Source organism: Tateyamaria omphalii, assembly GCF_019802125.1.
Taxonomy (GTDB): domain Bacteria; phylum Pseudomonadota; class Alphaproteobacteria; order Rhodobacterales; family Rhodobacteraceae; genus Tateyamaria; species Tateyamaria omphalii_B.
This window is the reverse complement of sequence record NZ_JAHVHT010000002.1, coordinates 289,803-300,524: the sequence shown is the minus strand read 5'-3', so window position 1 is coordinate 300,524 and position 10,722 is coordinate 289,803. Positions and strand designations below refer to the sequence as shown.

Here is a 10,722-nt window from a genome sequence, read left to right as displayed (position 1 = left end):
GCCCTACGCTTGAGCCTGGCAGGAGAACTCACATGGCAACCGTGGCAGTCACCGACGCGACTTTCGACGCCGAAGTCAAAAATTCCGATGTCCCCGTCGTGGTGGACTTCTGGGCCGAATGGTGCGGCCCGTGCAAGCAGATTGGCCCCGCTCTGGAAGAGCTGTCGTCCGAGATGGAAGGCAAAGTGAAGATCGCCAAGGTCAATGTGGATGAAAACCCGAACTCGCCCGCGCAAATGGGCGTGCGTGGCATCCCGGCGCTGTTCATCTTCAAGAACGGCGAAGTGATCTCGAACCGCGCAGGTGCGGCTCCGAAGGCGGCACTGCAAAGCTGGATCGAAGAAAGCATCTAAGCATTTCAAAGGGCACCTGCACAGCGGGTGCCCTTACTCTATCGGCCAACCGGCAGCTTTCAGTTTGGCTGCAATCTTGGCTTCGGCACTGCCATGGCCCGCGTTGATCGCCATGTGCTGCCACACCCACCAGACATATGAAGCATAGTTGGGGCGATGCGTGTGCACGTCGCGAAATGCCTGTGCGTCTTGCCCATCCAGCATGAGATGGTGAAAGTCCGCCTTGCCGAAGAGTATCGCGGGCTTGCCAAAGAACATCGCATCAAAGGCAATGCTCGAGTTCATGGTCACGACGAACGCGCAGCGGGGTAACAGCACATCTCGGCCCCCGGTTTGGACGGTAAGATGTGTGTCGGTGTCCATCATGCGTTCCAATGCGGTCAGTTCCGACTGGGCATAGCTTTCCTTGGGGTGCAGTGTCGCAACGATTTTGCGGTCGGGGCAGGCGGCACGGGTACGTGCAATCATGTCCAGCGGCGTGCAGCTCTGGAACGAACGATGGCTCAACAGTCTGCCCTGCAGAGGAACGTAGATGAAACCGTCGTCTGCAATATCATCCAGCAACGATCCCGCAATCCGGCGTTGCCAGAATTCAAAGAAACGACGCGCTTCATCTTGGGGGACATCGGCCTCGCAAAAGGTCGCATGGGCCACATCCCAGTCCCAGCGCTTTTCGCTTGGCTGTATCTGCCAGAATGGAAAGTGATAGACCCGGCGGAATGTCAGACCACGGCGATTTGGCGGCGGCGTCATCTGCGACAGAGAGTAGCCGCGCCGGGACACGGCCTTGAATTGCTCACGCAAGCTGTTGGCGTGATACGAGATGGAAAAGCCCGACGCGCTCAGGACATTCTCGATCCGGCGGATGAAATTGTGCTTGCCCTCGCGCGCTTGCCGCCGGGTATCGGGCTCCAGATAGAAACGTACACGTTTGGGCTGCGGCATGACGGCACCTTATTCAGCACCACCAATGCCGACAACCTGCCCTTGCCCGTCTATCACCTGACAGCCATATATCGGGCAATTGAAGAAGGAGAGCCGCATGGCCAGCTCAGACTTTCCCGGTTGGCACGGGACCACGATCATTGGTGTGAAAAAGGGCGGCGAGGTCGTGATTGCCGGGGATGGCCAGGTATCGCTGGGTCAAACCGTGATCAAGGGCACCGCACGCAAGGTACGGCGGCTCAGCCCGGGAGGGTATGACGTTGTTGCCGGGTTTGCCGGGTCCACGGCCGACGCCTTTACGCTGCTTGAGCGGTTGGAAGCGAAGCTGGAGGCCACACCCGGCCAACTGGCCCGCGCCAGTGTGGAATTGGCCAAGGACTGGCGCACCGACAAGTACCTGCAAAAGCTCGAAGCCATGTTGATCGTGTCCGATGGCGCGGACATGTTTGTCATCACCGGTGCGGGTGATGTGCTGGAGCCGGAGCATGATGTGACGGCGATCGGATCGGGCGGCAACTATGCCTTGGCCGCTGCACGCGGGATGATGGACAGCGACCGGGATGCCGAAGGTGTTGCGCGCGACGCCATGCAGATCGCCGCCGACATTTGCGTTTACACGAACGGCAATCTGACGGTGGAGAAGATCAGCAAATGACCGACATGACCTATACCCGCATGGGCAACAGCGGTCTGATCGTCAGCCGCATGTGCTTTGGTACGATGACCTTCAATGCGGGCTCCGAGTGGATTCCCGGTGTGGCAAAGGTTGGCCAGAAGGCAGCGACGGAAATGGTGCATCATGCACTGGACGCAGGTGTGAACTTCTTTGACACGGCCGACGGCTACTCCAATGGCGAGTCCGAAGTCATCCTAGGCAAAGCGCTGGGCAAACGCCGGAACGAAGCGGTGATTTGTACTAAACTTGGGTTCCGTCAGTCGGACCAGATCGGCGATGCGGGCCTGAGCCGCACGCATGTTCTCAAGCAGATCGACGGCAGCTTGGACCGAATGGGCATGGACCACATCGACCTGCTGGTGCTGCATAAAACCGATTTTACGACACCAATGGAGGAAACGCTCGCTGCACTTCAAACGGCAGTTGAACATGGCAAAGTGCGTTACATCGGTGTTTCAAATTGGAACGCCTGGCAGGTTGCGCGCGCCGTGCAATATCAACGCGATCATCGCATGACCCCGTTTGTTGCCGGTCAGTATCTCTACAACCTCGTTGCACGCGACATCGAACAGGATGTGCTGCCCATGATGACCGAAATGGGCGGCGGGCTGATGGCCTGGTCACCTCTGGCCGGTGGTTTGTTGTCGGGCAAATACGACCCGGACAAGCTTGACGAAGGTGAAGGGCGGCTGAGTGAAGGCGGCGATTTTCTGGGCATCGACACCGGCACAGCGCGCAAGATGGTCGAAACGCTAGGCGAGATCGCCAAAGCGCATGATGCGCACCCCGCGACGATCGCCTTGGCATGGATTTTGGCACAGGATCGCGGTCATAGCGTGATCTTCGGCGCATCAAAGATGAGCCATATGGATGCCGCCCTCACCGCGCCGGGTTTAAGCCTGACACCGGATGAACTGACAACACTGTCGGACATCGCGCCACCTGCCAAACGTTACCCGCATTGGTTCGATACGATGATGACAGATGAGCTGAACAGCAAAATCCTGTCCTGAACACATAAGGCCGCTGACATATTCAGCGGCCTTTTCAATTCTCGGAGCTGTCGATCAGTTCAGCTTGGCCACGCCCAGCGGAACATTGAATTTCTCACACCAGATCCAGACCTCGTTATAGGTCGCAGCATCGACACCGGCGGGCACGTCAAAGGTTTGCTTGCCCGTATTGGCCTTGAGCTTGCCCATCAAAGTGTTCTTGTCATAACCGTTGCGACCAAACGCGACCTTGGGGTCTGGCGCGCCATCGAACCAGAAATCATCCAGCAGGATCACCTGGCTTTTGCCGTTTTTCGTGACAACTTCGGCACGGCCCTTGGTCACATGCTTGCTTTTGCCCGTGAATTCGCCAATGCGCCCATGGCCCCCCGCAAAGCTGAGGCTTGGTGCGGCGATCGTGGCAAGAAGTGCAGTGGATCCAATCAAAAAGGAACGGCGGTTGGTCATAAGGTATCTCCGGCAATGCGTGTCATACGCCCAACCTACGCTACCGTCGCGACAGAATAACCCAACCTCTCGCGCACGTGATGCAATGACAACGAAATGCGCGCGCATCGTTGCGTTTCGGCTGATTTCGCATAGGTAAGGCGGGACATTTGTAACAAACGGGCCGCTTGTGACTGACCTTACCCCCCGCGAAATCGTCTCGGAACTTGATCGTTTCATCATTGGACAAAAGGATGCCAAGCGTGCCGTTGCCGTGGCACTGCGCAATCGTTGGCGCCGCAAGCAATTGGGTGACGACCTGCGAGACGAGGTGTACCCCAAGAACATCCTGATGATCGGACCCACCGGCGTGGGCAAAACAGAAATCAGCCGTCGCCTGGCAAAGCTGGCACGCGCTCCGTTCCTCAAGGTCGAGGCAACGAAGTTTACCGAGGTGGGTTACGTCGGCCGCGATGTGGAACAGATCATTCGCGATCTGGTCGATGCCGCCATCGCGCAAACCCGAGACCATATGCGTGAGGACGTGAAGGCCAACGCCCACAAGGCAGCAGAAGACCGGGTGATCGAGGCCATTGCCGGGACAGATGCACGGGACGGCACGCGCGAGATGTTTCGCAAGAAGCTGAAAGCCGGCGAACTGGATGACACGATGATCGAGCTAGAAGTGGCCGATACGAGCAATCCGTTCCCGACCATGGACATCCCCGGCCAACCGGGCGGCGGAATGGGCATGATGAACCTTGGCGATATCTTTGGCAAAGCGCTGGGCGGACGCACCGTGCGCAAGAAGCTGACCGTCGCGCAAAGCTACGAAGTTCTGATCGGGGAAGAAGCCGACAAGCTGCTGGACGACGAAACCGTGACGAAGACAGCTTTGGAGGCGGTACAGGAGAACGGGATCGTCTTTCTGGACGAGATCGACAAGGTGTGCGCCCGCTCTGACGCGCGCGGCGCCGATGTCAGTCGCGAAGGTGTGCAACGCGACCTGCTGCCCCTGATCGAGGGAACGACCGTCAGCACCAAGCACGGGCCGGTCAAGACGGACCATATCCTGTTCATCGCGTCTGGCGCTTTTCACATTGCCAAACCGTCCGACCTGCTGCCGGAATTGCAGGGGCGCTTGCCCATCCGGGTCGAGCTGCGGGACCTGACCGAAGATGATTTTGTCCGCATCCTCGAGGAAACGGACAATGCGCTGACCCTTCAGTATACGGCGCTGATGAAAACCGAAGAGGTCACTGTGACCTTTGAACCAGAGGGTATTCGTGCCCTTGCCCGCATCGCTGCCGACGTGAACAAGAGTGTCGAGAACATCGGCGCACGGCGGCTTTACACGGTGATGGAGCGTGTGTTCGAAGAATTGTCATTCACAGCGCCGGATCGCGCGGGGGAGAGCATCACCGTTGATGCGGGTTTTGTCGAAACCCATCTCGGCGAACTTGCGCGATCAACAGATGTGAGCCGCTACGTGCTCTAGCCGTACGCCCGACGCTCGGGTACATCCGGGTCATTGAATGGGCAAGGGTTTGCAATGCGCGCTTTACTGTTGGTTCTTATCCTTGCGCTTGCGTCCTGTAGCGACCGAACGGCAGCGCCGGTCATTCCGGCCGCCCTGGACATTGGCACAAATCGCGATGTCTTCATCGGCACGACGCGCGGAGTCAATGATGCGGGTGAGTATGGGATCGGGCGATCGACGTCGCTGAACCTGTTGCAGGCGACTGTCTCCCTGCCACCCGGGCGCGCGCTTGGAACGGTATCCGATGGGCAAGAACGCCCGAAGCTGGACCGCGACTTTGTCATTGCCGGCCTTGATCGCTACCCATCGGACCAGAGCTTTCGCGCTGCCCTTGAGGCTGACATACGCTCCCAACCCGCCGGGCAACGTGAGGTGACGCTGTTTGTCCACGGGTTCAACAACAGCTTCAGCGACTCCGCCTTTCGCTTGGCCCAGCTGGTAGACGACCTCGAAATCCCCGGCACACACGTCGCCTATTCCTGGCCGAGCCGGGGCAACCCTTTGGGATACGAATACGACCGCGACAGCGCACTTTTCGCGCGTGATGGATTGGCGGACCTGCTTCGGCTGATCCGTTCTGCCGGGCAGCCGGACATCGTTCTCGTCGCACATTCGATGGGCAGCGCGTTGGTGATGGAAACACTGCGCCAACTTGAAATAGCGGAACCGGGGTGGACAGGTCGCAACATCAATGCCGTGATCCTCTTGTCACCGGACATCAATGTCGATGTGTTCCGCAGCCAGTTTTCACGCATCCAAACGGCACCCGATCCATTTGTCGTGATGGTGTCGCGCAAGGACGCCATCTTGCGCGTGTCGTCACGCCTGCGCGGGGAACGGTCGCAGCTTGGGAACATCGAAAACGCCGACTCCGTTGCCGATTTGCCGATCACGGTTGTGGATGTCACGGCATTCACGGACCGGAAATCCGGCAACCACTTTGTTGCGGGCGGCTCGCCCGCGTTGATCCAACTGCTGCGCCGATCCTCCGATCTGGACCGCGAGTTTTTGCGCGGGCGACCTGGCACCGTTTTGACGATCCCCGGCGCACGCCGTATCCGCGCACCAGTCCGCGTGACAGACAACACCATCATTCCCGGTGAATCCCGGTGACAAGCGGGCCGAGCCGGGCCGAACCCCTCGGTTCGTTTCTGAGCACAAACCGCCAATGGCTTGCGGCAGGGGCGCTGCTGACGCTCTTGTCCTCTTTCGGACAAACCTTCTTTATCTCGATCTTTGCCGGTCAAATACAGGATGAGTTCGGGCTCACCCACGGGAGTTGGGGTGCGATATATGCGCTCGGCACGACTGTATCCGCAGTCGTCATGCTGTGGGCGGGCGGTCTGACAGATCAGTTTCGAGCGCGGTCTTTGGGCATGGGCGTGCTGACTTTGCTCGCGCTCTCTTGTCTGGCGATGGCCGTCAATCCGTATGCAGTTCTGCTGCCCCTCGTGATCTTCGCACTTCGGCTCATGGGGCAGGGTATGACCAGTCACATCGCCATCGTCGCCATGGCCCGATGGTTCGTGGCGACGCGCGGGCGCGCATTGGCAATCGCTACCTTGGGCTTCTCGCTTGGAGAGGCGATTTTGCCCATGGTGTTCGTTTCAATGATGACTGTTCTGGACTGGCGTCTTCTATGGGTGATTGCGGCGGGTATCGCTTTGGCCGGTGTGCCCGCCCTGGGGCGCTTGTTGCGCGAAGAACGCACGCCACAGTCCATGGCAACGCAAGATCAAAGCACCGGCATGAGCGGGCGGCACTGGACAAGGCGTGAGGCTCTGACCCACCCGTTATTTTGGTTCATGGTACCCGCCTTGGTGGGTCTTTCTGCATTCGGCACAGCGTTTTTCTTTCAACAAGCGCACTATGCAGAGGTGAACGGCTGGTCCCATTTGTCACTGGTAGCCCTCTTTCCGATTTACACGGCGGTCGGCATCGGCGCGATGGTTCTGTCCGGCTTTGCACTGGACCGCTTCGGAACAGCGCGGCTGATCCCGTTCTATCAGACACCGATCATCGCAGCCTTTCTATGCTTTGCATGGGCCGATCAGCTCACGCTGGTTGCTTTGGGTCTCGTATTTTTCGCCATAACCAGCGGTGCCAATGCGACCTTTCCCAATGCGTTCTGGGCGGAGTTCTACGGCACGCGTTTCATCGGCTCGATCAAGGCGATGGCAGCTGCCGCTATGGTCTTGGGATCGGCCATCGGTCCACTGATCACTGGGGTGCTGATCGACTTCGGAGTCGCGTTGAACACCCAGTACATCGGGGTCGCTGTCTACTTTGCCGGGGCATCCTTGAGCATGTGGATCGGTGTTTCTCGCGCGCGACGCAGCTTATCGCTGGCGACGTAGATACACATAGTAGGCACCGCCGCCACCGTGCCGCACATTGGCCTGACTGACCTGCAAAACGACAGAAGACAGCGGCGGCGTCGACAGCCATTGCGGCACTTGATGTCGCAACACTCCAAAGCGGACCGGGATAGGCCCATCATCGTCGCGATGCTTACCCTTGCCCGTGACAACAAGAACAAGGCGTTTTCCCTGTCCATGCGCCGAAAGGATGAAGCGGGTCAAAGCGGGATGCGCCCGATCTATCGTCATCCCGTGCAGGTCGAGCTTGCCCTCGGGCTTGAGCTTGCCGCGTTTCATCTGCGTGAATGCCTTGCGGTCCATTTGTACGGGCTGCGCGGCAACCTGATCCACGATAGACGGCGACAGATTTACGGATGTTTTCGTGCCGGTACCTCGCGATGTCGGGCGAGCAGGTGCCACTTCAAAGGTCGGTCTGGATCGGGGTGAGGGCGGCGGCGTTGTTACAAAGTTGTCCGGATGGAACGGCTTTTCAGGATGAAGGCGCTCCGTCTTGTCGGCCACCCTGCGCCAAAGGTCCTCTTCCTCCGGCCGTAGCTTGCGACGTGTCATATCGCACCCTCGGGCAAGAGCGCGTAGGCGCGCTGGATCGGCATCAGCACCATCATCTTGCCGGGATCGCGCAAACGACCCGCGGCCCGACCAGCATCATCGCCGGTGCCATAAAACACATCGGCGCGCTGGGCGCCCTTGATCGCCGATCCGGTATCCTGCGCGATCATCAAACGCCGCAATGGGTCCGCCCCATCCTTTTCGATCCAAACCGGCGCACCAAGGGGCACGAATTTCGGATCGACGGCGATGGACCGCAAGGTTGTAATGGACCTGTTCATGGCTCCCAACGGCCCACGCTCGGCAGGCACTTCACTGACTTCGCGGAAGAACACATAGGACGGGTTGTGATACAGCAACTCTTTTCCAACAACTGGGTTGCGCTGAACATAGTTCCGGATGACCTGAGCGCTCACCTGATGGGCGGCGTAGGTACCGCGACGCACCAGTTCAGCACCAACGGATCGATACTCGTGGCCATTGAACCCGCTATAGCCAACGCGGATCATCTGCCCGTTCGGTAAACGGATCCGACCAGAACCCTGTATTTGCAAAAAGAACAATTCGACCGGATCATCGACCCAGGCGATCTCCAGACCGCGGCCCTGCATGAACGGCCCTTCCAAGATCTGGCGCCGTGTCAGCCAGGGTCGGATCGCGCGCGCTTCAGGCGGCATGGCGTAGACAGGATACCGGTAGCGCGCACTGCGACGCAGCGCGCCTTCCAGTTCGGGTTCGAAATAACCGGTGAAAAGGGCCGGTTGGCCGTCCTCGATCAGAACCGGACGAAAGAAGAGTTCGAAGAACGCGCGTGCATCAGGAACGTCACCGGCCAAGGCACACAAGGATGTCCAATCCGGATCATCCATATCCTGACAGGTGTTCCGAAATGTGGTCAGCGCGGCAGCGTGATCATCCTGCGCCCAACCGTCGAGGGACGCAAAATCAAGTACCGTATATTTGATATCAGACGCCGCGGCAGCCATGACCCAGAAGGTGGCGCAGAAAAGCGATGCGCAAAACCAGGCTATGCGTCGGTTGACACAAGCACCCAGTTCGGGTCGTCCGCACCCATCGTTCGGGAGAAGGCCCATGTGTCTTTCTGCCGCTTCACCTCAGTCAGGCTACCTTCTACGATATCTCCGCCCTGATCGCGAACAGCAGATTTCAGTTCTGCGACAAAGCGGATCGTCAACTCACCCTCATTGGTTGAAGGATCGAATGTGGCGTCCATCAGCTTGAGCTCGCGCACGCCCACAAACTCCGCTTCGATCGTCAGTCCGTGATCTTCACGCGCCGCGACACCATCAACGAACGACTCGTAAATCTCTTCGGACAGGAAAGGCTGAATTTCGGCCAGATTGCCGTTCTCATACCCCATCACGATCATTTCATAGGCTCCGCGGGCACCACCCAGGAATTCGGCGACGTGAAATGATGGCTCAACGCGCTTCATCTCGGCCAACGCCTTGGCGGCGTCGCTGTCCTCATCCACGTGATCAGTGATATCGAGATCAGGCCCACCTTCGATCACTTCCAGATCAGGGCGGTTCAGTCTATCGCTCGCCTGCTTCGGCACGGGCGGTTGTTCAAACCCTTCGCGTGTCCCCAGCACGTTTTTCAAGCGCAAGATCAGGAAAACAGCGATGCCTGCAAGCACCAGCAACTGGATAAGCGGAGAGTTCATTCAATCCTCGTCATTCGGGGTCGGGTGGCGATTGCGCCGTCGGTCACTTATGTAGGTGCACGGGGGACGCAAGTCCACTGTACGGCCCCTTGTGTAAAACGAAAGGATTGCTCGAATGTGGCTGTTTCTGGCCTTTCTTCTGGTTCCGTTGATCGAGATTGCCCTGTTCATTCAGATCGGTGGCGCCATTGGCCTTGGTTGGACCCTGTTGATCGTCGTAATCACTGCGGTTCTGGGCACGATCCTGGTGCGGGCGCAGGGGATGCAAGCGCTTGGTCAGGTGAAGTCCTCATTCAACCAGATGCGGGACCCCAGCGAGGCGCTCGCCCACGGTGCGATGATCCTGTTTTCAGGCGCGTTGTTGCTGACCCCGGGCTTTTTTACCGATGCCGTTGGGTTCGCATTGCTGGTGCCTGCTGTTCGGCTGGCGGTTTTTAAGTGGGCAAGATCACGTATCAAGGTTGCAACATTTGCCACTCACCCCACGCATCGTCAGGATCCAAACGTGGTGGATGGCGAATACACTGAGGTCGATCCAGACCAACGCGAGGTTCGCGGCCCCTCGGGCTGGACCAAGCATTGAGGCCGGTGGGCCAAGCTGCTACCAAGCCTGCGACCCTTTATTTGCCTCGGAGAGAAAAACAGATGGCCGAAGAACAAGCCACACCACCCGCCGCGCCGCAGATGCGCGTGCTGGGCCAATATATTCGCGATATGTCATTTGAGAACATCGTATCCCAAAAGGGCGCAGCGCCGGATGTGCAGCCTGATGTACAGGTGCAAGTGAACCTTGATGCCAAGAAGCGGCCGCAGGAAAACCAGTACGAAAGCGCGATCAAACTGAACGTGACCTCGAAAGCCAAAGACGGTGACACCGTCCTCTTCGTGCTTGAGATTGACTACGTCGGCATGTTCCACATCGAAAACGTGCCGGATGAACAGATGCATCCCTTCCTGCTGATCGAATGCCCGCGCATGATCTTCCCGTTCCTGCGCCGTGTCGTCAGCGACATCACACGCGACGGTGGCTTCCCGCCGCTGAACCTGGAAAACATCGATTTCGTTTCGCTTTACCGCAACGAGATCGCGCGCCGGCAGAAAGAAGCCGAGCCATCCGAAACGGTCAACTGACCATTTTCAAAATTCATGGAA

General features: G+C 58.6%; 13 protein-coding genes. 8 read left to right on the top strand and 5 right to left on the bottom strand.

Features of this window, described 5'->3' with window-relative positions; translation table 11 throughout:
- The first annotated feature begins 32 nt into the window (after positions 1–32).
- The gene (gene trxA, locus KUV51_RS10445; protein ID WP_039685079.1) at positions 33–353 is read left to right on the top strand and encodes a thioredoxin; all 321 of its coding nucleotides are present in this window, start codon (positions 33–35) and stop codon (positions 351–353) included.
- 33 nt (positions 354–386) lie between these two features.
- Here trxA and KUV51_RS10440 read toward each other — a convergent pair whose 3' ends face one another.
- Complete coding sequence (locus KUV51_RS10440; RefSeq protein ID WP_222521574.1) at positions 387–1,298, bottom strand: hypothetical protein; 912 nt, start codon at positions 1,296–1,298, stop codon at positions 387–389.
- A gap of 97 nt (positions 1,299–1,395) precedes the next feature.
- Here KUV51_RS10440 and hslV point away from each other — a divergent pair, with 97 nt between their 5' ends.
- Positions 1,396–1,953, top strand: coding sequence for an ATP-dependent protease subunit HslV (hslV, locus tag KUV51_RS10435; protein WP_222521573.1), 558 nt, complete (start codon positions 1,396–1,398; stop codon positions 1,951–1,953).
- A gap of 5 nt (positions 1,954–1,958) precedes the next feature.
- The gene (locus KUV51_RS10430) at positions 1,959–2,987 is read left to right on the top strand and encodes an aldo/keto reductase (RefSeq protein ID WP_222521572.1); all 1,029 of its coding nucleotides are present in this window, start codon (positions 1,959–1,961) and stop codon (positions 2,985–2,987) included.
- A gap of 54 nt (positions 2,988–3,041) precedes the next feature.
- Here the strand turns inward: KUV51_RS10430 and KUV51_RS10425 are convergent, their stop codons facing one another.
- Positions 3,042–3,434 carry a DM13 domain-containing protein gene (locus KUV51_RS10425; RefSeq protein ID WP_222521571.1) on the bottom strand — a complete coding sequence of 131 codons (393 nt, stop codon included), beginning with the start codon at positions 3,432–3,434 and terminating at the stop codon, positions 3,042–3,044.
- 169 nt (positions 3,435–3,603) lie between these two features.
- Between KUV51_RS10425 and hslU the strand changes: the two genes are divergently transcribed.
- Genes hslU through KUV51_RS10410 form a run of 3 tightly spaced genes read left to right on the top strand, consistent with a single transcriptional unit; the run spans position 3,604 to position 7,310 of the window.
- Positions 3,604–4,911, top strand: a complete 1,308-nt coding sequence (gene hslU, locus KUV51_RS10420) for an ATP-dependent protease ATPase subunit HslU (protein ID WP_222521570.1) — start codon at positions 3,604–3,606, stop codon at positions 4,909–4,911.
- A gap of 54 nt (positions 4,912–4,965) precedes the next feature.
- Positions 4,966–6,066 carry an alpha/beta hydrolase gene (locus tag KUV51_RS10415; protein ID WP_222521569.1) on the top strand — a complete coding sequence of 367 codons (1,101 nt, stop codon included), beginning with the start codon at positions 4,966–4,968 and terminating at the stop codon, positions 6,064–6,066.
- On the top strand, positions 6,063–7,310 hold the full coding sequence (locus KUV51_RS10410; protein WP_222521568.1) for an MFS transporter: 1,248 nt from the start codon (positions 6,063–6,065) through the stop codon (positions 7,308–7,310). Before KUV51_RS10415 ends, KUV51_RS10410 begins: the two co-directional genes overlap by 4 nt.
- Here the strand turns inward: KUV51_RS10410 and KUV51_RS10405 are convergent.
- From KUV51_RS10405 to KUV51_RS10395, 3 genes are read right to left on the bottom strand one after another with little or no spacing between them, the layout of a single operon-like run.
- Positions 7,293–7,883 carry a Smr/MutS family protein gene (locus KUV51_RS10405; RefSeq protein WP_222521567.1) on the bottom strand — a complete coding sequence of 197 codons (591 nt, stop codon included), beginning with the start codon at positions 7,881–7,883 and terminating at the stop codon, positions 7,293–7,295. The two genes, KUV51_RS10410 and KUV51_RS10405, sit on opposite strands and share 18 nt — an antisense overlap.
- The gene (locus KUV51_RS10400; protein ID WP_222521566.1) at positions 7,880–8,869 is read right to left on the bottom strand and encodes a murein transglycosylase A; all 990 of its coding nucleotides are present in this window, start codon (positions 8,867–8,869) and stop codon (positions 7,880–7,882) included. The genes KUV51_RS10405 and KUV51_RS10400 overlap by 4 nt, the downstream gene beginning before the upstream one ends.
- Positions 8,870–8,910: 41 nt before the next feature.
- Positions 8,911–9,570 (bottom strand): Tim44/TimA family putative adaptor protein, encoded by a 660-nt coding sequence (locus KUV51_RS10395; RefSeq protein ID WP_222521565.1) that lies wholly within the window; start codon positions 9,568–9,570, stop codon positions 8,911–8,913.
- A gap of 115 nt (positions 9,571–9,685) precedes the next feature.
- Between KUV51_RS10395 and KUV51_RS10390 the strand changes: the two genes are divergently transcribed.
- Positions 9,686–10,153 carry an FxsA family protein gene (locus tag KUV51_RS10390; RefSeq protein WP_222521564.1) on the top strand — a complete coding sequence of 156 codons (468 nt, stop codon included), beginning with the start codon at positions 9,686–9,688 and terminating at the stop codon, positions 10,151–10,153.
- 62 nt (positions 10,154–10,215) lie between these two features.
- Positions 10,216–10,701: a protein-export chaperone SecB gene (gene secB / locus KUV51_RS10385; RefSeq protein WP_222521563.1), complete on the top strand. Its 486-nt coding sequence runs from the start codon at positions 10,216–10,218 to the stop codon at positions 10,699–10,701.
- Positions 10,702–10,722 lie beyond the last annotated feature (21 nt).

Excerpts from the sequence above, each read along its gene's own strand:
- secB (WP_222521563.1), top strand. The coding sequence starts at position 10,216 with ATGGCCGAAGAACAAGCCACACCACCCGCCGCGCCGCAGATGCGCGTG.
- KUV51_RS10395 (WP_222521565.1), bottom strand. The coding sequence starts at position 9,570 with ATGAACTCTCCGCTTATCCAGTTGCTGGTGCTTGCAGGCATCGCTGTT.
- hslV (WP_222521573.1), top strand. The coding sequence starts at position 1,396 with ATGGCCAGCTCAGACTTTCCCGGTTGGCACGGGACCACGATCATTGGT.
- KUV51_RS10415 (WP_222521569.1), top strand. The coding sequence starts at position 4,966 with ATGCGCGCTTTACTGTTGGTTCTTATCCTTGCGCTTGCGTCCTGTAGC.
- KUV51_RS10390 (WP_222521564.1), top strand. The coding sequence starts at position 9,686 with ATGTGGCTGTTTCTGGCCTTTCTTCTGGTTCCGTTGATCGAGATTGCC.
- KUV51_RS10430 (WP_222521572.1), top strand. The coding sequence starts at position 1,959 with ATGACCTATACCCGCATGGGCAACAGCGGTCTGATCGTCAGCCGCATG.
- KUV51_RS10425 (WP_222521571.1), bottom strand. The coding sequence starts at position 3,434 with ATGACCAACCGCCGTTCCTTTTTGATTGGATCCACTGCACTTCTTGCC.
- KUV51_RS10440 (WP_222521574.1), bottom strand. The coding sequence starts at position 1,298 with ATGCCGCAGCCCAAACGTGTACGTTTCTATCTGGAGCCCGATACCCGG.
- KUV51_RS10405 (WP_222521567.1), bottom strand. The coding sequence starts at position 7,883 with ATGACACGTCGCAAGCTACGGCCGGAGGAAGAGGACCTTTGGCGCAGG.
- trxA (WP_039685079.1), top strand. The coding sequence starts at position 33 with ATGGCAACCGTGGCAGTCACCGACGCGACTTTCGACGCCGAAGTCAAA.
- KUV51_RS10400 (WP_222521566.1), bottom strand. The coding sequence starts at position 8,869 with ATGGCTGCCGCGGCGTCTGATATCAAATATACGGTACTTGATTTTGCG.